Origin of the sequence: Streptomyces sp. NPDC051105, from assembly GCF_040682795.1 — a bacterium.
Lineage (GTDB): Bacteria > Actinomycetota > Actinomycetes > Streptomycetales > Streptomycetaceae > Streptomyces.
Genome location: NZ_JBFBBR010000013.1, coordinates 84,645 through 105,558 on the forward strand (window position 1 = coordinate 84,645; position 20,914 = coordinate 105,558).

Below are 20,914 nucleotides of genomic sequence, written 5' to 3' on the forward strand. Positions count from 1 at the left end.
CGGCCGTAGGCGCATTGCTCACGCCAGAAGGGTAGCCCTCGCCCGAAAACACCGGCCCCGACCCGCAGGGCCACGTGTTCAGACTCACGCCCCTTCTCTTACCGGATCCCTAACACGGCCTGGGCCCGGTACTTTCGAGTAGGTACGCTGCAATCCATGCGTGCACTTCTCGTGGTCAATCCGGCGGCAACCACCACAAGCGCACGTAGGCGCGATGTCCTGATCCACGCGCTGGCGAGCGAGGTCGAACTGGAGGCCGTCACCACCGAGTACCGCGGCCACGCCCGTGACCTGGGCCAACAGGCGGCGGAGAGCGAGGACATCGACCTCGTGGTGGCCCTCGGCGGCGACGGAACGGTCAACGAGGTGGTCAACGGTCTCCTCCACGCCGGCCCCGACCCGGACCGGCTGCCCGGTCTCGCGGTGGTCCCCGGCGGCTCCACCAATGTCTTCGCGCGCGCCCTCGGCCTGCCCAACGACCCGGTCGAGGCCACCGGTGCCCTGCTCGCCGCGCTGCGCGAGAAACAGGAGCGGGTCGTCGGCCTCGGGCTGACCGCCGGCACCCCCGGCACCGCGGACGAGGCGGTCCCGGCCCGTTGGTTCACCTTCAACGCCGGGCTCGGCTTCGACGCCGGCGTGGTCGGCCGGGTCGAGCAGCAGCGCGAACTCGGCAAGAAGTCGACGCACGCGCTGTACGTACGACAGGTCGTCCGCCAGTTCTTCGGCGAGCAGCACCGTCGGCACGGCACGATCACCCTTGAGCGGCCGGGCGCCGACCCGGTCGGCGATCTGGTCGTGGCGATAGTCTCGAACACCTCGCCCTGGACGTATCTCGGCAATCGCCCGATGTACACGTCACCTAAGGCCTCGTTCGATAAAGGCATCGACGTACTCGGTCTCAGCCGCCTGTCCACCGCCGCGGTTGCCCGGTATGGCACGCAGTTGCTCACTTCGTCCCCCGAGCGCGGACCCCATGGCAAGCACGCCCTGTCCCTGCACGATCTGGACCAGTTCACCTTGCATTCGAAGGTCCCCCTCCCCCTTCAGATGGACGGCGACCACCTAGGACTGCGTACGAGCGTGACGTTCACAGGCGTACGCCGCGCACTGCGTGTGATTGTGTGAGCGGAACGGGCTAAACTCCTTTCACTCGAACGTTTAGGCCAGGATCCACCCCATGGAAGTACGGCTGTGACCCAGTCGACACCGAGGAATCAAAAAAAACTTTCCGGAAGGGGTTGTATCCGTCGCTGAGGTTTGCGAGGCTCTACGTGGCGATCGGGACGGCCCGCAAGACCGGCCTCCACTGATCACCGGAATCCCACTTCAACTCACAGGACCCCTGCCAGGGAACCTGGCGGTCGGCCCTTCACTTGTTGAGGGATTCGTGAAAGCGTTCACATTCACAAGCAACGTGCATGTAATACCAAGGAGAGGTAGCAGCCATGGACTGGCGTCACAACGCCGTTTGCCGCGAGGAAGACCCCGAGCTCTTCTTCCCCATCGGCAACACCGGTCCTGCGCTGCTGCAGATCGAGGAAGCCAAGGCCGTCTGCCGTCGCTGCCCTGTTATGGACCAGTGCCTGCAGTGGGCGCTTGAGTCCGGTCAGGACTCCGGCGTCTGGGGTGGTCTCAGCGAGGATGAGCGTCGCGCGATGAAGCGCCGTGCCGCCCGCAACCGAGCCCGTCAGGCCACCGCCTGACAGTCTCACCCCTGGTGACAGCCTGAGCTTGGCGGCGCGTACAGCGAGTACGCATCTCCCGCCCCCGAGCCGCAGCGCGCAGTACCCCCAACGAGCGAACAGCCTCGGACCCACCAGGTCCGGGGCTCTTTGCTGTGCCCGGTGACCGAAGTACCACCAGCCGAACTACTTCTGCGGCTGCACCGGAACGTCGAGGATCACCCGGGTCCCCCGCTCCGGCGCCGGAACCATGTCGAACGTACCGCCCAACTCGCCCTCCACCAGCGTCCGTACGATCTGCAGACCGAGGTTGCCGGAGCGGTGCGGGTCGAAGCCCTCGGGCAGGCCGACGCCGTCGTCCTGGACGGTGACCAGGAGCCGGGCCTCCTTGGTGGTGCCGCCACGGACCGCCGAGACCTCGACGGTGCCGGTGTCGCCCTCGCGGAAGCCGTGTTCGAGGGCGTTCTGCAGGATCTCGGTGAGCACCATCGACAGCGGGGTCGCCACCTCGGCGTCGAGTATTCCGAACCGTCCGGTGCGCCGGCCGGTGACCTTGCCCGGCGAGATCTCGGCGACCATCGCGAGCACCCGGTCCGCGATCTCGTCGAACTCCACGCGCTCGTCCAGGTTCTGGGACAGCGTCTCATGCACGATCGCGATCGAGCCGACCCGTCGGACGGCCTCCTCCAGGGCCTCCCGGCCGCGCTCGGACTCGATCCGGCGGGCCTGCAGGCGCAACAGCGCGGCTACCGTCTGGAGGTTGTTCTTCACCCGGTGGTGGATCTCCCGGATGGTCGCGTCCTTGGTGATCAACTCGCGCTCACGGCGCCGGAGTTCGGTGACGTCCCGGAGCAGCACCAGGGAACCGATGCGGGTGCCCTTGGGCTTGAGCGGGATCGCCCGGAACTGGATCGCGCCGTCGTTGGACTCGATCTCGAACTCGCGCGGCGCCCAGCCGCTGGCGACCTTGGCGAGCGCCTCGTCCACCGGCCCCCGGGTCGGGGCGAGTTCGGCCGTGGTCTGACCCAGGTGATGGCCGAGCAGGTCGGCGGCGAGGCCGAGGCGATGGTAGGCGGAGAGGGCGTTCGGGGAGGCGTACTGGACGATGCCGTCCGCGTCCAGCCGGATCAGGCCGTCGCCGACGCGCGGCGAGGCATCCATGTCGACCTGCTGGTTGGGGAAGGGAAACGATCCGGCAGCAATCATCTGCGCCAGATCGGAGGCGCTCTGGAGGTAGGTCAGCTCAAGGCGGCTCGGGGTGCGCACGGTCAGCAGATTGGTGTTGCGGGCGATGACCCCGAGGACCCGGCCCTCGCGCCGGACCGGGATGGACTCGACCCGTACGGGGACCTCCTCGCGCCACTCGGGGTCACCCTCGCGGACGATCCGGCCCTCGTCCAGGGCGATGTCCAGCATGGGGCGGCGGCCCCGCGGGACGAGGTGACCGATCATGTCGTCCTGGTAGGAGGTGGGACCGGTGTTGGGGCGCATCTGCGCCACCGAGACATAACGGGTGCCGTCCGCGGTGGGGACCCACAGGACCAGGTCGGCGAAGGAGAGGTCGGAGAGCAGCTGCCACTCCGAGACCAGCAGATGGAGCCACTCGAGATCGGAGTCGTCGAGGGCGGTGTGCTGGCGGACCAGTTCGTTCATGGAGGGCACATCTGCGAGCGTACCCGCGGGTCTGTTCATGGCCTAAAAGCGGCTGAGAACACCCGCGGGCCGCGGCGCCTGAGAGGGACCCTCAACCCTCCCGGCACCGCAGCCCGGAGCAGCAACGGCCGTGGGGTGTGCGGTCCCGGTCGGCCGAAGGGTGAGGAGCCGGGGCAGTCAGGGCAGAGAGCTCCGGTTCCTCGGTCCGCCTTCCTGTGCGGGGAAGGCGGAAGAGTGTGACTGTGTCGTACGGTCCCGCCGTACTCCTTCAGTCCTCGTACGCAATTGTGGACTAGACCACGGTGTGTGTCCATGCGTTGGAGGCTGTTCACAGTCGATGCGATCGCAGCGTAGCCCGCCGGAGGTGCTTGTGGGGTCGGATGGGCCACGGCAATTTCCGACACACCGGTAGACGGGTGGGAATTTTCCTTGATTCACCCGTTCTGACGCATTCACGTAACCTCGCACTTGTCCCCTTTTCCTGCACCCGCTCCCAGGGTGACAGGGGCTGGTTCTGTTAGATTGGTCCCATCGGATTGGTCTAAACCACATAGACAGAACGGCAGGCCCAGCGTGGAAGTTGTCATCGTTCCGGACGCCGCCGCGGGTGGCGAGCTGATCGCCGAGGCCATGGCCCAGCTGCTCCGCCGCAAGCCGGACGCGCTGCTCGGGGTGGCCACGGGCTCGACCCCGCTGCCCATCTACCAGGCGCTCACGGCCAAGGTGCGGTCCGGTGCCGTGGACACCTCACAGGCGCGCATAGCCCAGCTCGACGAGTACGTGGGACTGCCGGCCGAGCATCCGGAGTCGTACCGGTCGGTGCTGCGGCGCGAGGTGCTGGAGCCGCTCGGGATCGGGATGGACGCGTTCCTCGGCCCCGACGGCTCGGCCGAGGACGTGCAGGCCGCCTGCGAGGCGTACGACGGGGCACTGGCGCGGGCAGGCGGCGTGGATCTGCAGGTGCTCGGGATCGGCACGGACGGGCACATCGGGTTCAACGAACCGTGCTCGTCGCTGGCCTCGCGGACACGGATCAAGACGCTCACCGAGCAGACCCGTGTCGACAACGCGCGGTTCTTCGACGGGGACATCTCGCAGGTACCGCACCATGTGATCACCCAGGGGATCGGGACGATCCTGGAGGCGCGGCATCTGGTGCTGCTCGCGACGGGTGAGGGGAAGGCCGACGCGGTCGCGGCGACCGTGGAAGGGCCGGTCGCCGCGGTGTGTCCCGCGTCGGCGCTGCAGTTGCATCCGCATGCGACGGTGGTGGTGGACGAGGGGGCCGCGTCCAAGCTGAAGCTCGCGGACTATTTCCGGTACACCTTTGTCAACAAGCCGGCTTGGCAGGGGATTTAGCGGATCAGCCGGGTGCGGCGCGCTGCCGAATGGCCGCCCCCGGCGGGCTGGTCGCGCAGTTCCCCGCGCCCCTAAAGGGGCGCTATCACCTCCGCTGCTGCCGTGCCGCACACCCGTGCCGCGCCGTGGGTCGCGATGTGCAGGGCGCCTCTGGCCGGTGCCTGGGGCACGCCCATTTCGACCACGATGGTGTCCGGGCGGGACTTGAGGAGTACGTCCAGGGCCGTGGTCATCCAGGGGTGGCGGTGTTCGTCCCGGAGCACTGCCACGATCCTGCGGTCGCCCGCCGCCGACAGGGCCTCCTGGCCCGCGTGGTCGCCCGTGAAGCCGGCCGCTTCCGTGCCGGGCAGGCGGCGGGACAGTTCCGCTGTCACACCCCAGGGGGTCTCCGTGCCCACCGCGATGTTGGACGCCGAGGTGAACACGGCCACGAAGGGGGCCGCGGTCAGGGGCGGGTAGGGGTCGACGCGCGTCACATCGAGTGCGCGGCGGGCCGCGACCAGGCCGATGTCCGTGGCCGTGCGGTCCGGGTGCGCCCGTTCCGTCGTCGCCGTCCAGCGGGCCAGTGACCGTACCCGGTCCGCCGCCTCCGCCAGGCGCTCCTCGGGGAGTTCGCCGGAGCACACCGCCGCGACCAGCGCGTCACGCAGGCGCCGTACCGTGTCCTCGTCCGAGAGACCGCCACCCACGCAGATCGCGTCGGCTCCGGCGGCGATGGCCAGGACGGTGCCGTGTTCGATGCCGTAGGTCGCGGAGATGGCCTGCATCTCCATGCCGTCCGTGACGATCAGGCCGTCGTAGCCGAGTTCGCCGCGGAGCAGATCGGTGAGGATGGTGCGGGACAACGTGCCCGGTCGGTCCGGGTCCAGGGCCGGGACCAGGATGTGCGCGCTCATCACGGCGCGGGTGCCGGCGGCGATGGCGGCACGGAACGGGGCCAGTTCACGGGCGTGCAGGACGTCGGCGGTCGCGTCGATGCGGGGCAGCGCCAGGTGGGAGTCGACGGCGGTGTCGCCGTGGCCCGGGAAGTGCTTGGTGCAGGCCGCCACCCCGGCCGCCTGGAGGCCGGTGACGTAGGCCGCCGTGTGACGGGCGACCAGGTCCGGGTCGGCGCCGAAGGAGCGGACGCCGATGACCGGGTTGGCCGGGTTGGAGTTGACGTCCGCGGACGGGGCCCAGTTGAAGTTCACCCCGCAGGCCGCGAGGCGGCGCCCCAGTTCGAGGGCGACCTCCCTGGTCAGCTCGACGTCGTCGACGGCGCCGAGGGCGTTGTTGCCGGGGAAGGAGGAGCCGGTGTGCACCTCGAGGCGGGTGACGTCACCGCTCTCCTCGTCGATCGCCACCAGGACGTCGTCCCGTTCGGCGCGCAACTGGGCGGTGAGGGCGGTGAGTTGTTCGGGTGAGGCGACGTTGCGGCCGAACAGGCCCACGGAGGCGAGGCCTTCGCCGAGCCGGCGCAGCAGCCAGTCGGGGGCGGTGGTGCCGGTGAAGCCCGGCTGGAGGACGGTCAGCGCGTCGCGGGACAGGCCGTCCTTCGGATCGGACGCGGTGGTGCCGCCGGCGAGTGTCGTCATCGGGTGGGGTTATCCCTTCACGGCGCCCGCGGTCAGGCCCGCGGCCATCTTGCGCTGGACGAGGAGGAACAGGACGACGATCGGCACGGCCATCATCGTGGAGCCGGCCATCATCGGGGCGTATTCGGTGCCGTGCTTGGTGGTGAAGTTGGCGAGCCAGACGGTCGCGGTCTGGTGCTCCTGGCTGAGCAGCATCAGGGCGTAGATGTATTCGTTCCAGGCCTGGATGAAGGCGTAGACCGAGGTGGCGACCAGGCCCGGGGCCAGCAGCGGGAAGACCACCCGGATGAAGGCACCGGTGCGGGAGCAGCCGTCGACCATCGCGGCCTCCTCCAGCTCCTTCGGGATGTTGACGATGAAGCCGCGCATGGTCCACACCGTGAACGGGAGGATGAAGGTCAGATAGGTGATGATCAGGCCGGTGAGCTTGTCGTACTGCCCCAGGTCGTTGAGGAGCAGGAAGACCGGGATGATCATCGCGACCAGCGGCACCATCTGGACCGCGAGGATGCCGACGATCACGATCCTGCGGCCGCGGAAGGCGAACCGCGAGATGGCCAGGGCGGCCAGCAGGCCGATGACCATGCCGATCACGACGACGGCCAGGGAGACGATCAGGCTGCGGCCCACCGAACCCCAGAAGTCGCCGATGTCCAGGGCGCGGCGGAAGTTGGACAGGGTCAGACCCGTGGGCAGCAGGCTCGGGTCCGGGTCGATGGCGTCCTTGGCCGGCTTGAACGCCGTGTTCAGCATCCAGTAGACGGGGAAGCCGACGACGACGAAGACCAGGAGACCGAGGAGGTTCCAGCCCAGACGGGGTCCCCTGCGGGCGGCTGCGGTGCTCATTCGACCTCTCCGATCTTCAGCATCTGGCGCATGTACACGGCGACGACACCGAGCAGGAGGAGCACGGTGAGCAGGGCGATCGCGGAGCCCTGTCCGTAGTCGTTGACCACGAAGGCACGGTCGTAGGAGTAGGTGGTGAGCAGTTGGAACTCGGGCTCGGGGTGCCCGCCGCGCATCACGAAGACCTGGGGGAAGACGCCCATGTCCCAGATCACCGAGAGGGTCGTGAGCATCACGATGATCGGCTTGAGGATGGGGAGCGTGACATAACGGAAGACGCCCCAGGCGCCCGCGCCGTCGAGCCGGGCGGCCTCCTCCAGCTCCGCCGGTACCTGGGTCAGACCGGCACTCAGCGTGATGACCACGAAGGGCACCGCTCCCCAGACCACCAGGAGCATGATCACCGCGAGTCCCTCGGGGCCGCTGGCGAACCAGTTGTGGCCGATCAGCTCCACCCCGGGGATCTTGCTGAGCAGGGCGTTGAGGATGCCGTAGTCGGAGTCGAAGAGCCACTTGAAGAGCGTGGTGGCGACGATGACCGGCATGCCCCAGCTGGCCACCAGCACGATGTTGACCAGGGTCTTCACCCAGCCGGAGACCCGCTGCAACAGCAGGGCGACGAGCATGCCGACGACCATGGTGAAGACCACGCAGCCGACCGCGAAGACGATCGTGCGCAGCACGACCTGCCAGAACTCGGTGTCGCCCAGGACGTCGGAGAAGTTCCCGAACCCGACCCACTCGGCGGACTTGAACCCCCACAGCTGGGACTGCCCGAACTCCTGGAAGGAGAGGGTGACCAGCCGGTAGAAGGGATAGCCGAGCACCAGCCCGAGAATGGCGAAACAGGGCGCGAGCAGCAGCCAGGGGACGGCGGGACCGCCCGAGCGCCGGTTCGCAGGTGGTCTGTGCCGGGAGTCCGGTGGAGGTGCCGGCACCTTGGCGGGTGTGGTCGTGTCAACGGCACTCATCGCGCTCCTAAGCAATTCAAGAAACGTCAGGGTGACGCGCCGAAAGGGGCGCGGGGAACTGCGCGACCAGCCCCCCACGGACCCGCAGCCGACCCACAACGGGGCGCGGCACCTTCTGAACCCACCCACCGGCCGGACCTGACCCCCCGTCGACCAGGCCCGGCCGCAGTCCGACTACTTGGTGTTGATGACCTTGTCGATCGCGGCGTCCGCGGTCTTCGCCGCCGCCTCGACCGTCTGCTTGCCGGTGCCGATGTTCTGCAGCATGGTCTGCAGCACCTGCGCCTTCTCGACCTGACCCCAGCCCGGTGCCATCGGGACGAACCAGTTGGACTCGGCCGCGGTGGCCGGCACCGCGGTCGCCGGGTCGTTCTTCAGCGTCGCGAGGTCGGTCTTGTTGTTGGGCAGGTTGCCCTTGGCCATCAGGCCCTTCTGGCCGGAGGGACCGGTGAACGCGTTGATCCACTCGGCGGCCACGCCCTGCGCCTTGGACTTCACCGGGATGGCGAGGTCGGAGCCGCCCAGGAAGACCGGCATGTTCTTGCCGGACGGGCCGGGCATCACGAAGTTGACGAGGTTGTCCTTCAGCTTGCCGCCGGTCTTGTCGTTCTTCGGGTCGGCCGCGGTGGCGCCTTCCCACGCGGCGCCGAAGATCATGGCCGACTTGCCCTGGCCGTAGACGATGTACCGGTCGGACTCGTCCTTGGTCTTGTCACCGTGCATGTACTTGTCGATGACGTTCTTGAACTCGGTGAGGCCCTTGATGGACTCGGGCGAGGAGAGGTTGCCCTTCCACTGGCCGCCGGACTCCGCCGCGATGGAGCCGCCCGCGTCGTAGACGAAGGACATGGCCGCGTACCAGTCGCGGGTGGGCTGGTACCAGGCGCTGAACTTGTCGCCTTCCTTCTTCTGGATCTTGTCCAGGTCGGCGGTCAGCTCGGTGTAGGTCTTCGGCGTGGTCTTGATGCCGGCCGAGGCGGCGACGTCCTTGCGCCAGTTGGCGACGCGGCCACCGGCGTAGTACGGCACGCCGTAGGTCTTGCCGTCGTAGCTCACCGAGGCCTTGAGGCCGTCGAGCCACTGGTCGGCGTTGGTGAACTGGGAGGTCTCCACGGGGGCGAAGGCGCCCTTGACCATGTAGCCGAGCATCTCGGTGTTGCCCATCTCGACCACGTCGGGGGCCTTGTCCGTGGCGAGGACGGCGTCCAGCTTGGTGTTCTTGTCCGGCCAGCCGTAGTACTCGTGCTTGATCTTGATGCCGGGGTGCTTCTTCTGCACGGCCGCGTCGGCGGCCTTCACCAGGTCGGGCCAGTTGTTCTGGGCGTCCACGGTGAGCCAGACGGTCAGCTCCTTGGCGTCCGTCCCCTGCGCCTTGTTGTCGTCCTTGTCATTGCCACACGCCGCGATGGAGACGACCATGCCCGCGATACCAATCGCGGCTATCAGCTTGCGCTTCACGCCACCCTCCTCAGGGATGCCACAAACCCCCCTGCCTCCCCGCGCGAGCGTTGGGCCGGGACCTGGACCAATGGTGTAGACCAGTGCGGGAAGCTTGGCCCAGACCAGCAGGCCTGTCAAGGGTGGTCGAATGGCCTCCGACCAGCCGTTATGCGACCTATATATGCAGGAACCTTTAAGTAAGAAGCCCTCGAAAACCCGCGGCGCGGACGAGACAATTCCGGTAGACCACTCAGGTGGTGGACTAGACCAAAAGAGCCCCGCGGCGGTATACAGAGGGGATCACGCAGCGTGCCGGGGATATCCCGGTACGCTGCCGTGCCACGAAGTGGCCGGATCAGGAGCCGGGAAGGCGGAGCATGAGCACCGACGTCAGCAGTGCGGAGAACGAGAGCGGGACAGCCGTCCGTACCGCGCGTGTGCCCAAGTACTACCGCCTGAAGAAACACCTCCTCGAAATGACGGAGACACAGGCGCCCGGCACCCCGGTCCCGCCCGAGCGCACGCTGGCCGCCGAGTTCGACACCTCCCGCACCACCGTCCGCCAGGCCCTCCAGGAACTGGTCGTCGAGGGCCGGCTGGAACGCATCCAGGGCAAGGGCACCTTCGTCGCGAAGCCGAAGGTCTCCCAGGCACTCCAGCTGACCTCGTACACCGAGGACATGCGCGCCCAGGGCCTGGAGCCGACCTCGCAGCTGCTGGACATCGGCTACATCACCGCCGACGACCGGCTCGCCGGCCTGCTCGACATCACCGCGGGCGGGCGGGTGCTGCGCATCGAGCGGCTGCGCATGGCCAACGGCGAGCCCATGGCCATAGAGACCACCCACCTGAGCGCCAAGCGCTTCCCGGCCCTGCGCCGCTCCCTGGTCAAGTACACGTCCCTCTACACCGCCCTCGCCGAGGTGTACGACGTCCATCTCGCCGAGGCCGAGGAGACCATCGAGACCTCGCTGGCCACCCCGCGCGAGGCCGGCCTGCTCGGCACCGACGTGGGCCTGCCGATGCTGATGCTCTCCCGGCACTCCCTGGATCGCGAGGGCCAGCCGGTGGAGTGGGTGCGCTCGGTGTACCGCGGCGACCGCTACAAGTTCGTGGCCCGGCTCAAGCGGCCCCAGGACTGACGCCGACCGCCCTTCACAGAATCGACATACCGATAGCCGGACGGCTACTTCCGCTCCGGTGACGCCGTGACCTAGATTGCCTGCGCATTACACAGGCGAACGGTAAGGGGACGGAGCCGCGGTATGTCGGATGTACCTGAAGTGAGGCAGCCGGTGGTGACACCGATACGCGTGGTCATCGCCGTCTGCCTCGTCGCGCCCTTCGTGGCGATGCTGTGGGTGGGTTCCTACGCCAAGACGGACCCGACGTTCATCGGGATCCCGTTCTTCTACTGGTACCAGATGCTGTGGGTGCTGATATCCACCGTGCTCACGATGACCGCGTACCAGCTGTGGCAGCGTGACCAGCGCGCCCGCAAGGCCGACCACACGAGCGGGGGTGCGCAGCGGTGAAGGACGGTGTGAACGGCGTCGCGCTCGGCGTCTTCATCTTCTTCTTCCTGGCCGTCACGGTCATGGGTTTCCTGGCCGCGCGCTGGCGCAAGGCCGAGAACGAGCACTCCCTCGACGAATGGGGCCTGGGCGGCCGGTCGTTCGGCACCTGGGTCACCTGGTTCCTGCTCGGCGGCGACCTCTACACGGCGTACACCTTCGTCGCCGTACCGGCGGCGATCTACGCGGCGGGCGCGGCCGGCTTCTTCGCGGTGCCGTACACGATCCTCGTCTATCCGCTGATCTTCACGTTCCTGCCCCGCCTGTGGTCGGTCTCCCACAAGCACGGCTATGTGACGACCTCGGACTTCGTGCGCGGACGCTTCGGCTCCAAGGGCCTCTCGCTCGCCGTCGCCCTGACCGGCATCCTGGCGACGATGCCCTACATCGCGCTCCAGCTCGTCGGCATCCAGGCCGTCCTCGACGTCATGGGCGTCGGCGGCGGCGACGGCACCAACTGGTTCGTGAAGGACCTCCCGCTGCTCATCGCCTTCGGCGTGCTGGCGGCGTACACCTACTCCTCCGGTCTTCGCGCGCCCGCGCTCATCGCGTTCGTGAAGGACGGCCTGATCTACCTCGTCATCGCGGTGGCGATCATCTACATCCCGATCAAGCTGGGCGGCTTCGACGACATCTTCGCCAAGGCCGGCCACGCGTTCGCCCAGGTCAACCCGGCCACCGGCAAACCACGCGGGGCGCTCGCACCGCCCGAGGCCGGCCAGTGGACCTACGCCACCCTGGCCCTGGGCTCCGCGCTCGCGCTGTTCATGTACCCGCACTCGATCACCGCGACGCTCTCCTCCCGCAGTCGTGACGTGATCCGCCGCAACACCACGATCCTGCCGCTGTACTCCCTGATGCTGGGCCTGCTCGCGCTGCTCGGCTTCATGGCCATCGCGGCCGGCGTCAAGGTCACCAACGGTCAGCTGGCGATCCCCCAGCTGTTCGAGAACATGTTCCCGGACTGGTTCGCGGGCGTGGCCTTCGCGGCGATCGGCATCGGCGCCCTGGTCCCGGCGGCCATCATGTCCATCGCGGCCGCGAACCTCTTCACCCGCAACATCTACCGGGACTTCATCAAGCCGGACGCCACACCGAAGCAGGAGGCCCAGGTCTCCAAGCTCGTGTCGCTGCTGGTGAAGGTCGGCGCGCTGGTCTTCGTCCTCACCATGGACAAGACGGTCGCCATCAACTTCCAGCTGCTGGGCGGCATCTGGATCCTGCAGACCTTCCCGGCCCTGGTCGGCGGCCTGTTCACCCGCTGGTTCCACCGCTGGGCCCTGCTGGCGGGCTGGGCGGTCGGCATGGTCTACGGCACGCTCGCGGCGTACGGCGTGGCCTCCCCCGCCCAGAAGCACTTCGGCGGCTCGGCCAAGGAGATCCCGGGCATCGGCGAGATCGGCTACATCGGCCTGACGGCGTTCGTGATGAACGTGGTGGTGACGGTGGTCCTGACGTTCGCCCTCAAGGCGCTCAAGGCCCCGGAGGGCCTCGACGAGACCAGGCCGCAGGACTACACGGCGGACGCGGGCGACCCGGGCGTGGAGGTCGAGCTTCCGCCGGCCGTCGCGGGATCCGCGCACTGACGAGACCCGGCCCGGCACACGCGTGGCTCTCTAGTCGCGCGTGCGCCGGGCCATGGCGTCCCAGAAACGGTCCAGTTCACGGACGCGCATGCTGACCCAGGCCGGTGTCTTGCGGTGCACCAGCCTGGGGAAGCACCGCCTTACGGGCCCTGGCAGCAGCACCTGCTGCTGACGGCAGAAGGGCTCACGGACCTCGCCCCGGGGCACCGTGCCCCGGGGCGGGTACGGACACAGCTGGAACTTGCAGTCGGGCAGACAGGTGGTGCCCGGTGCGGGCGGTGCGGAGTTGCCGGACCGCAGACCGGGCCGGAGCGGCTCGCGGCTCGTGCGGATGCACGGGGGGAGCGGCATCCCCGAGCGCTCGGCGCGGGCCATGCGCTCCTCGACCTCGTCCGGGTACCCGTCCCGCTCGACCAGGTTCACCATGAGCAGCACGTCGGCGACGAGGCGCTGGGCGCGTCCGTCGAGGGTGCTCCACCCGGCCGAGGGCGGTATCCACAGGTTGTGCTTGCGGTAGCCCCCGTTCTGTTCTGTGCGCGAGCCCACGTTGTCGGTGACGGTCTTCTCGTCGATCCACAGGAAGCGCTCGGGCTGCCCGGTCTCCAGTGCCATGGCCACCAGATCGCCGGCCTCGGCGACGAACGGATGCAGCGTCCGCCGCGGCGCGTCACCGTTCGTGCCGGGTGGGCCCGGCGGGCCGTTCACCGTGCCCGCCATGGACAGCCAGCGCTGCACCGTCTGCACCGCGCTGGACCCGCCGATCGGCCGGGGCGGCCCGGGCGGCCTGTCGGAGTCGTTTCCCTGCCACACCGCGCCGTCCGCCTCCCGTTCGCGGTGGCCGGCGCTGTCCGGGAGCTCCCACAGGCACAGCGCCTGAAGCAGCAACAGCTGCGTGCGCCAGCATCGGGACCGCTGCAGCACCGTCTCCGCCTGCCGGATCAGCTCGGCTCGGCTGCCCGGATACGAATAAGGGTGGCGCTTGCGCCGGTTGGCCGCGAACTTGAACCCCTGGGCCAGCGCGGCCTCCAGCGCGAGCGGCAGGTCGGGCGCGCCGCGGGTGTACTCCGGATCGAGGTGGCGCATCCACTTGTTGAGACGTTCACGGGCCTCGTCACGGTGGGCGTCGTCGACGGAGCCCAGCAGCATGGGAATCGTCCAGGCCCGCATCACGAACTCCCTGGACAGCTCGATGCAGTCCTTCCGGTACCGCTGCTTGCTGTCCTTCCGGCGCTGCTGCAGCCTGTCGACCTCCGCGGCCGACCTGTCCCAGGAGGACGCGCGGCCCCTCATCGCGTTCCGCATCCGCGCGGTCCAGTCGTGGTCCTGCTTCCTCCTGCGGGCCCGCAGATCGCTGACCGTCTCGTGGTATTCCCTGATGGGGTCGGTGCTCAGACTGTACTTCTCCCGGATGATCGCGAATGCCGGGTTTCCGCCACTGCCGAACTCCTGGACGACGGCTAGGCGCACGGCGTACGAGGACTCCGCCTTGCCGATCTGGAAGAAGTGGTAATAGAGGAGCATCGTGTCGGTCTTCTCGGAGGCCGCACGCAGGGCCATGCCGAGCTGCTTGGCCAGCCTGCACTTGGCGTCCTCGACGGTGCGCCGGTCACCCTTGATGTCGGGCCAGCGGTCGCGCACCTTCTTGACGATGTCGCTCAGCAGGCGCGGCCTGGCCTCGGCACTGTCGACCTCCAGGGCCGCCGCGTACAGGTCGAGGGCCTTGGGATCGTCCGTGCGGCGGTTCGCGGCCGTGAAGAGCCGGTCGGCCATGGGCCGCCCGTACAGGGGAGTCTGCCGCCGCAGCTCGTCCTGGTACTTCCTCAGCTCGGCTCCGACACTGCCTCCCTTGGCCGACAGCTCCGCCGCCCGGCGACGGGAGAGCAGCACCAGCGCGATGAGCAGCTCGCGGCTGGGGCCCGGCGGCCGCAGCGCCAGTTCGATCAACTCGCCGGCGTCGTGCTCACCGAGGTGACTCAGCATGCGGAAGCCGAAGTAGGCCTGGAAGGTGCTGTGCGGGAAGCGGACCCTCTTCTCGAAGCCCTCCACCAGCCGCAGCTTGCTCGCGTTGGCCGCGAAACGGGCGAGCGCGATCTGGCACTGGCCCATGTTGCCCTCTCGCAGACGCTTGCTCTCCCTGGGGCTCAGACGGTCGCAGAGCGTGTTCCAGATCTGCTCCCGGTGCCACTCGGAGAAGGTGTTCCCGCGCTTGCCGTACCGGTCGAAACGGCGTGCCATGGCCCACAGATGGTCCGCGCGGGCCGATGTCCGCCGCGCCGGACCGGGGTGGACGTCTTCGCCCAGCAGTTCGGTGAAGCCGACCTCCAGCCTGTCCTGGAGCAGTCCGATACATGCGAGCGCGGACACCACCTCGACGGTGTCGTCGCGTTCCTGGGGGCTCAGCTCGACGTCTTCGCGCAGCCGGCCCTCGCGCACGGAACGGTCCCACGTCTCCAGCAGCCACAGCCGCAGGGTGCTGCGGTCCCAGCTCCGGGTGTCCAGCCGATGGGCACGGTTGTGCACACGGTCGCGTTCCAGGCCGCCGTGGTGGTGCAGTTCACGGGCGATCTGGAGGTAGATGGGCGATTCGGTGACCTCCGCGGTCTCCACGATCCAGTCGATGCGGCGCTCGTCGGTCTCCGGGACCCGGGCCTCGACGAAGCGCAACGCCTCCTCCTCGCTCAGCGGTTCGAGCTCCACTATCGCGGCGGGTGTGCTCTCCAGCGGGCTGTGCGGGCGGGACGCGATGACGAGCGGCAGCTTCTCCTCGTGGGCACGCTCGATGGCCTTGCGGATGATGTTGTCCCGGTCCTCCTGGAATCTCTCGTCGAGCACCGCCTCTTCGAGGCCGTCCGCGATGACCACCACCTTGTCGTCGGCGAGCAGTTGCTGCCAGACCCGGTCGTTCTTGCCGCGCGCCAGAATGCCCCGGGGCGCCTCCTCGGCGAACCGCTCCCTGGCCATGCGCTCGAAGTTCAGGTCGCCGCCGGTGGCGTCCCGCAACCGGATCGGGACGGGAACGGCATGCTGCTCGGCCAGCAGTTCGGTGAGCCGCACCAGAACGGCGGTCTTCCCGGTGCCGATACCGCCGACGAGCAGATAGGGCCTGCGGGTCTCGCGCTGCCGCAGCCGCTGGGCGATGACCCGGGCCAGCTCCTCGCGGCCCACGACCTCGGAGATGTCCGGCCCCGCGGTGCGCACCAGTCTGCGCGGCTCGTTGCGCGCCTTGGCGAGGTACCGCCCCTTGGTCCAGTGGTACCAGAAGAACAGGAACACCGCCGCGGCGACCGAGGCGGCAAGGAGCGGACCGACGAATCGCACGACGGCGTCGAACCCGTCCTCGGACCTGTGCCGCCACTGCTCGAAGGCGGTCGTACGGTGGGTGAACAGGATCCAGAACCCCTCACCGACCCAGGCGAGGAGCAGCACCAGGAAGGTCAGCCAGACAACCCGGTTCAGATTGGTGTACGACCACCACCGACGCCAGTTCTTGGAGCGGGTGGTGTTGCGGCGGGCCTCCAGCCAGATGGTCAGACGGTGCCAGTGCCCCAGAAGGAACCGCCGGAGCCGACGCCACGCCCGCCTCGCGTCCAGCGTCGCCATCGGCGCACTGCGTGGCCGGACCTTGCCCGGCGGGTGACGGACGATTCTCGACATGGCGCCTCTCCTTCCGAGCCTTCCGAGACCAGCTCTCGGCACGGAGGACCCGCGGGCACCTAACTCCATGGAAGCACTACCGTCGCACCACGCAACTCGGCTGCCCCACCGCCGGACAGGGCCGGAACACCCCCTGGAAAACCGGGAGCACGTGGTCGGAGCCCTCCGGCAGACTCGGCACCATGGACATCAAGATCCGGCCCGCGGACGCGGCCGAATACGGACCCCTCGGTGAGATCACCGCCAAGGCCTACCTCCAGGACGGCCTCCTCGACTACGGCGAGGGCGACGAGTACCTGCCCGTGCTGAAGGACGTGGCGAGCCGGGCGGCCGCCGCCGAGGTGCTCGTGGCCGTGGACGGCGAGCGGCTCCTCGGCGGAGTCACCTTCGTCGCCGGCCCCGGCCCGATCGCCGACATCGCGCGCCCCGGCGAAGCCGAGATCAGGGCGCTCGCGGTCGCCCACGAGGCCCGCGGACGAGGTGCAGGGGAGGCCCTCGTACGGGCCTGCATCGACCGCGCGCGGGCCACGGAGGGCTGCACGGCCGTCGTCCTGTCGAGCCAGCGGAGCATGCACACCGCCCACCGGATCTACGAACGTCTGGGCTTCGTCCGCACACCCGAGCGGGACTGGAATCCCGTGCCGCACCTGGACGACGTCACTCTCCTCACCTACGAGCTGACACTCCGACACCACGGCGACACACCATGCGACACAACATGTGGGGGTGACACCGCGACCCGGCACTAGATGTATGCTCATGCTCGCTGTCGCCGCAGGGGAATCCGGTGCGAATCCGGAACTGTCCCGCAACGGTGTACTTGCGCATATCTGTGCACAAGTGTCAGTCCGAGGACCTGCCGACAGCACACCCGGCCGTCCGGCCCGGGTGTTCTGACGTCCGGGCCTCGTGGAGTGGGCCGGGGACGCGACACGCGTGCGTGCGCTCGTGTGCTGCATCCTGCCCTCCGCCAGGCCCCGTGCCGAGCGAGGGAGAGCCCCACATGACCATCGCGCCAGCCGAACCGGCTTCAGCGACCATCTCTGTGGACGAGGACGGTCCCGGCACCGCGTTGCTGCGGACCCTGACCGGGCTGACCGCCGACCTCCCCGACGCCGACCCCGGCCGGGTCGCCGCCGCAGCGCTGCGCGGCCGTTCCGCGCGGGCCGACGAGTCGGAGTTGCGCGAGCTGGCCACCGAGGCGGCCGCCGGTCTCATCTCCGAGGACCCCGCCTACTCCCGGCTCGCCGCCCGGCTGCTGACGGTCTCGATCCGCGCCGAGGCCGCCTCGCAGGGCGTGACGTCCTTCACCGAGTCCGTCGCCGTCGGCCACCGCGAGGGCCTCATCGCCGACCGCACCGCCGAGTTCGCGCGCCTGCACGCGGTCCGCCTGGACGCCCTGGTCGACCCGGACGCCGACGACCGCTTCGGCTACTTCGGCCTGCGCACGCTGCACAGCCGTTACCTGCTCCGGCACCCGATCACCCGCAAGGTCATCGAGACCCCCCAGCACTTCATGCTCCGCGTCGCCGCGGGCCTGGCAGAGGACGACACCTCCCGCGCCCTGGACGAAGTCGCCGCGCTCTACCGGCTCATGAGCCGGCTCGACTACCTCCCCTCCTCCCCCACCCTCTTCAACTCCGGTACCCGGCACCCCCAGATGTCGTCCTGCTACCTCCTCGACTCCCCGAAGGACGAGCTGGACTCCATCTACGACCGCTACCACCAGGTGGCCCGGCTCTCGAAGCACGCCGGCGGCATCGGTCTGTCGTACTCCCGGATCCGCGCCCGCGGTTCGCTGATCCGCGGCACCAACGGGCACTCCAACGGCATCGTGCCGTTCCTCAAGACCCTGGACGCCTCAGTGGCCGCGGTGAACCAGGGCGGCCGGCGCAAGGGCGCGGCCGCGGTCTACCTGGAGACCTGGCACTCCGACATCGAGGAGTTCCTGGAGCTGCGCGACAACACCGGTGAGGACGCCCGGCGTACGCACAACCTGAACCTCGCGCACTGGGTCCCGGACGAGTTCATGCGCCGGGTGAACGCCGACGAGCAGTGGTCCCTGTTCTCCCCCGCCGACGTGCCGGAGCTGGTAGACCTGTGGGGCGACGAGTTCGACGCGGCCTACCGCAAGGCCGAGGCCGAGGGGCTCGCGCGCAAGTCCATCCCGGCCCGTGACCTGTACGGCCGGATGATGCGCACCCTCGCGCAGACCGGCAACGGCTGGATGACCTTCAAGGACGCGGCGAACCGGACCGCGAACCAGACGGCCACCCCCGGCCATGTCGTCCACTCCTCCAACCTCTGCACGGAGATCCTGGAGGTCACGGACGACGGCGAGACGGCGGTCTGCAACCTGGGCTCCGTGAATCTCGGCGCGTTCGTCGACACGGCCACCGGTGACATCGACTGGGAGCGGCTGGACGAGACCGTCCGCACCGCGGTCACCTTCCTCGACCGGGTCGTCGACATCAACTTCTACCCGACCGAGCAGGCGGGCCGCTCCAACGCCAAGTGGCGTCCCGTCGGCCTCGGTGCCATGGGTCTGCAGGACGTCTTCTTCAAGCTGCGGCTGCCCTTCGACTCCGCCGAGGCCAAGGCGCTCTCCACCCGGATCGCCGAGCGGATCATGCTCGCCGCCTACGAGGCCTCCGCCGACCTCGCCGAGCGCGGCGGCCCGCTGCCGGCCTGGGAGAAGACCCGTACGGCACAGGGTGTGCTGCACCCCGACCACTACGGCGTCGAGTTCACCTGGCCGGAGCGCTGGGCGGCGCTGCGCGCGCGGATCGCGACGACCGGCCTGCGCAACAGCCTGCTGCTGGCCATCGCGCCCACCGCCACCATCGCGTCGATCGCCGGAGTGTACGAGTGCATCGAGCCGCAGGTCTCGAACCTGTTCAAGCGCGAGACGCTGTCCGGTGAGTTCCTCCAGGTCAACTCCTACCTGGTGCAGGAGCTGAAGGACCTGGGCGTGTGGGACGCCCGCACCCGGGAGGCGCTGCGCGAGGCCAACGGCTCGGTGCAGGACTTCGCGTGGATCCCGGCGGACGTACGGGCGCTGTACCGCACGGCGTGGGAGATCCCGCAGCGCGGTCTGATCGACATGGCCGCCGCCCGCACCCCGTACCTGGACCAGGCCCAGTCCCTGAACCTGTTCCTGGAGACGCCGACCATCGGCAAGCTCTCCTCGATGTACGCGTACGCCTGGAAGTCGGGCCTGAAGACGACGTACTACCTGCGCTCGCGCCCGGCGACCCGGATCGCCCGCGCCGCGCAGGCCCAAGCCACCGTTCCCGCCCAGCAGACGGCTCCCGAAGACGCGGTCGCCTGCTCCCTGGAAAACCCCGAGTCCTGCGAGGCCTGCCAGTAATGACCAGCAACACCAAGGCTGCGACATCCAAGAACCTGCTCGACCCGGGCTTCGAGCTGACTCTCCGCCCGATGCGCTACCCGGACTTCTACGAGCGCTACCGGGACGCCATCAAGAACACCTGGACCGTCGAGGAGGTGGACCTGCACTCGGACGTCGCCGACCTCGCCAAGCTCAGCCCCTCCGAGCAGCACCTGATCGGCCGGCTCGTCGCCTTCTTCGCGACCGGTGACTCGATCGTGGCGAACAACCTGGTGCTGACGCTGTACAAGCACATCAACTCTCCCGAGGCGCGGCTGTATTTGAGCCGTCAGCTGTTCGAGGAGGCCGTGCACGTCCAGTTCTACCTGACCCTCCTGGACACCTACCTCCCCGACCCGGAGGACCGCACGGCCGCGTTCGCCGCGGTGGAGAACATCCCCTCCATCCGGGAGAAGGCCGAGTTCTGCTTCAAGTGGATGGACTCGGTGGAGAACCTGGACCGCCTGGAGTCCAAGGCCGACCGCCGCCGTTTCCTGCTCAACCTGATCTGCTTCGCCGCGTGCATCGAGGGCCTGTTCTTCTACGGCGCCTTCGCGTACGTCTACTGGTTCCGCAGCCGGGGTCTGCTGCACGGTCTCGCCACGGGCACCAACTGGGTGTTCCGTGACGAGACGATGCACATGAGCTTCGCGTTCGACGTGGTCGACACGGTCCGCAAGGAGGAGCCGGAGCTCTTCGACGACGAGCTTCGGCAGCAGGTCACCGACATGCTGCGGGAGGCCGTCGAGGCGGAGCTGCAGTTCGCCCGTGACCTGTGCGGTGACGGCCTGCCCGGCATGAACACCGACTCGATGCGCCAGTACCTGGAGTGCGTCGCCGACCAGCGGCTCGACCGCCTCGGCTTCGCCCCGGTGTACGGCTCGGAGAACCCGTTCTCCTTCATGGAGCTGCAGGGCGTTCAGGAGCTGACGAACTTCTTCGAGCGGCGTCCGTCCGCGTACCAGGTCGCGGTGGAGGGCACCGTGGACCTGGACGAAGACTTCTGAGTCTCCTGCTCCCCGTGGGCCTCATGGGCCTCCCTGATCTGCCGGTCGATGCGCCTGTCGCGCACGATGCCGAGCACGGACGGGAGGGCCATGAGGACCAGGATGCCGAGGACCAGGACCATTCCGACGAGACCTTCGATCTGGTTTCCGTTCATGGACACCACTCTCGCGCCGGAT

The 20,914-nt window shown here is 68.7% G+C and carries 16 protein-coding genes and 1 riboswitch; of the genes, 9 read left to right on the top strand and 7 right to left on the bottom strand.

The window, feature by feature from the left end:
- Nucleotides 1–156: 156 nt before the first annotated feature.
- Together AB0N16_RS29065 and AB0N16_RS29070 are read left to right on the top strand one after the other, a co-directional pair.
- Nucleotides 157–1,125: a diacylglycerol kinase family protein gene (locus AB0N16_RS29065; protein WP_365801717.1), complete on the top strand. Its 969-nt coding sequence runs from the start codon at nt 157–159 to the stop codon at nt 1,123–1,125.
- A 320-nt stretch (nt 1,126–1,445) separates the two neighbouring features.
- Entirely contained in the window at nt 1,446–1,703 is a 258-nt protein-coding gene (locus tag AB0N16_RS29070) for a WhiB family transcriptional regulator (protein ID WP_010353616.1), read from the top strand.
- Nucleotides 1,704–1,868: 165 nt separating this feature from the next.
- Here AB0N16_RS29070 and AB0N16_RS29075 read toward each other — a convergent pair whose 3' ends face one another.
- Nucleotides 1,869–3,335 (bottom strand): PAS domain-containing sensor histidine kinase, encoded by a 1,467-nt coding sequence (locus tag AB0N16_RS29075; RefSeq protein WP_365801996.1) that lies wholly within the window; start codon nt 3,333–3,335, stop codon nt 1,869–1,871.
- Between the two features lie 573 nt (nt 3,336–3,908).
- On the opposite strand from AB0N16_RS29075, the gene nagB reads away from it, so the two are divergent.
- Nucleotides 3,909–4,694: a glucosamine-6-phosphate deaminase gene (gene nagB, locus AB0N16_RS29080; RefSeq protein WP_365801719.1), complete on the top strand. Its 786-nt coding sequence runs from the start codon at nt 3,909–3,911 to the stop codon at nt 4,692–4,694.
- A gap of 71 nt (nt 4,695–4,765) precedes the next feature.
- Here nagB and AB0N16_RS29085 read toward each other — a convergent pair whose 3' ends face one another.
- The 4 genes from AB0N16_RS29085 to AB0N16_RS29100 form a co-directional block, all read right to left on the bottom strand.
- Nucleotides 4,766–6,268, bottom strand: a complete 1,503-nt coding sequence (locus AB0N16_RS29085; RefSeq protein WP_365801721.1) for a glycoside hydrolase family 3 protein — start codon at nt 6,266–6,268, stop codon at nt 4,766–4,768.
- Between the two features lie 9 nt (nt 6,269–6,277).
- Complete coding sequence (locus tag AB0N16_RS29090) at nt 6,278–7,114, bottom strand: carbohydrate ABC transporter permease (RefSeq protein WP_365801723.1); 837 nt, start codon at nt 7,112–7,114, stop codon at nt 6,278–6,280.
- Nucleotides 7,111–8,085 (bottom strand): sugar ABC transporter permease, encoded by a 975-nt coding sequence (locus tag AB0N16_RS29095; protein ID WP_365801725.1) that lies wholly within the window; start codon nt 8,083–8,085, stop codon nt 7,111–7,113. Before AB0N16_RS29095 ends, AB0N16_RS29090 begins: the two co-directional genes overlap by 4 nt.
- A gap of 174 nt (nt 8,086–8,259) precedes the next feature.
- Nucleotides 8,260–9,543 carry an extracellular solute-binding protein gene (locus tag AB0N16_RS29100; RefSeq protein ID WP_365801727.1) on the bottom strand — a complete coding sequence of 428 codons (1,284 nt, stop codon included), beginning with the start codon at nt 9,541–9,543 and terminating at the stop codon, nt 8,260–8,262.
- Nucleotides 9,544–9,902: 359 nt separating this feature from the next.
- Here AB0N16_RS29100 and AB0N16_RS29105 point away from each other — a divergent pair, with 359 nt between their 5' ends.
- The 3 genes from AB0N16_RS29105 (at nt 9,903) to mctP (ending at nt 12,685) form a co-directional block, all read left to right on the top strand.
- The gene (locus AB0N16_RS29105) at nt 9,903–10,667 is read left to right on the top strand and encodes a GntR family transcriptional regulator (protein ID WP_089098851.1); all 765 of its coding nucleotides are present in this window, start codon (nt 9,903–9,905) and stop codon (nt 10,665–10,667) included.
- A 123-nt stretch (nt 10,668–10,790) separates the two neighbouring features.
- Entirely contained in the window at nt 10,791–11,060 is a 270-nt protein-coding gene (locus AB0N16_RS29110) for a DUF3311 domain-containing protein (protein ID WP_365801729.1), read from the top strand.
- Nucleotides 11,057–12,685 (top strand): monocarboxylate uptake permease MctP, encoded by a 1,629-nt coding sequence (mctP, locus tag AB0N16_RS29115; protein ID WP_365801731.1) that lies wholly within the window; start codon nt 11,057–11,059, stop codon nt 12,683–12,685. Before AB0N16_RS29110 ends, mctP begins: the two co-directional genes overlap by 4 nt.
- 30 nt (nt 12,686–12,715) lie before the next feature.
- On the opposite strand, the gene AB0N16_RS29120 is transcribed toward mctP, so the two are convergent.
- On the bottom strand, nt 12,716–16,339 hold the full coding sequence (locus tag AB0N16_RS29120) for an ATP-binding protein (RefSeq protein WP_365801733.1): 3,624 nt from the start codon (nt 16,337–16,339) through the stop codon (nt 12,716–12,718).
- Nucleotides 16,340–16,521: 182 nt separating this feature from the next.
- Between AB0N16_RS29120 and AB0N16_RS29125 the strand changes: the two genes are divergently transcribed.
- The 3 genes from AB0N16_RS29125 to AB0N16_RS29135 all read left to right on the top strand — a co-directional run bounded on the left by AB0N16_RS29125 (nt 16,522) and on the right by AB0N16_RS29135 (nt 20,737).
- Nucleotides 16,522–17,088: a GNAT family N-acetyltransferase gene (locus AB0N16_RS29125; protein ID WP_365801735.1), complete on the top strand. Its 567-nt coding sequence runs from the start codon at nt 16,522–16,524 to the stop codon at nt 17,086–17,088.
- A 29-nt stretch (nt 17,089–17,117) separates the two neighbouring features.
- Nucleotides 17,118–17,196: riboswitch (cobalamin riboswitch) on the top strand.
- Between the two features lie 146 nt (nt 17,197–17,342).
- Nucleotides 17,343–19,709: a ribonucleoside-diphosphate reductase subunit alpha gene (locus AB0N16_RS29130; protein WP_365801737.1), complete on the top strand. Its 2,367-nt coding sequence runs from the start codon at nt 17,343–17,345 to the stop codon at nt 19,707–19,709.
- Nucleotides 19,709–20,737 (top strand): ribonucleotide-diphosphate reductase subunit beta, encoded by a 1,029-nt coding sequence (locus tag AB0N16_RS29135; protein WP_365801739.1) that lies wholly within the window; start codon nt 19,709–19,711, stop codon nt 20,735–20,737. Before AB0N16_RS29130 ends, AB0N16_RS29135 begins: the two co-directional genes overlap by 1 nt.
- On the opposite strand, the gene AB0N16_RS29140 is transcribed toward AB0N16_RS29135, so the two are convergent.
- Entirely contained in the window at nt 20,650–20,892 is a 243-nt protein-coding gene (locus AB0N16_RS29140; protein ID WP_365801741.1) for a hypothetical protein, read from the bottom strand. The genes AB0N16_RS29135 and AB0N16_RS29140 overlap by 88 nt on opposite strands.
- Between the last annotated feature and the right edge of the window lie 22 nt (nt 20,893–20,914).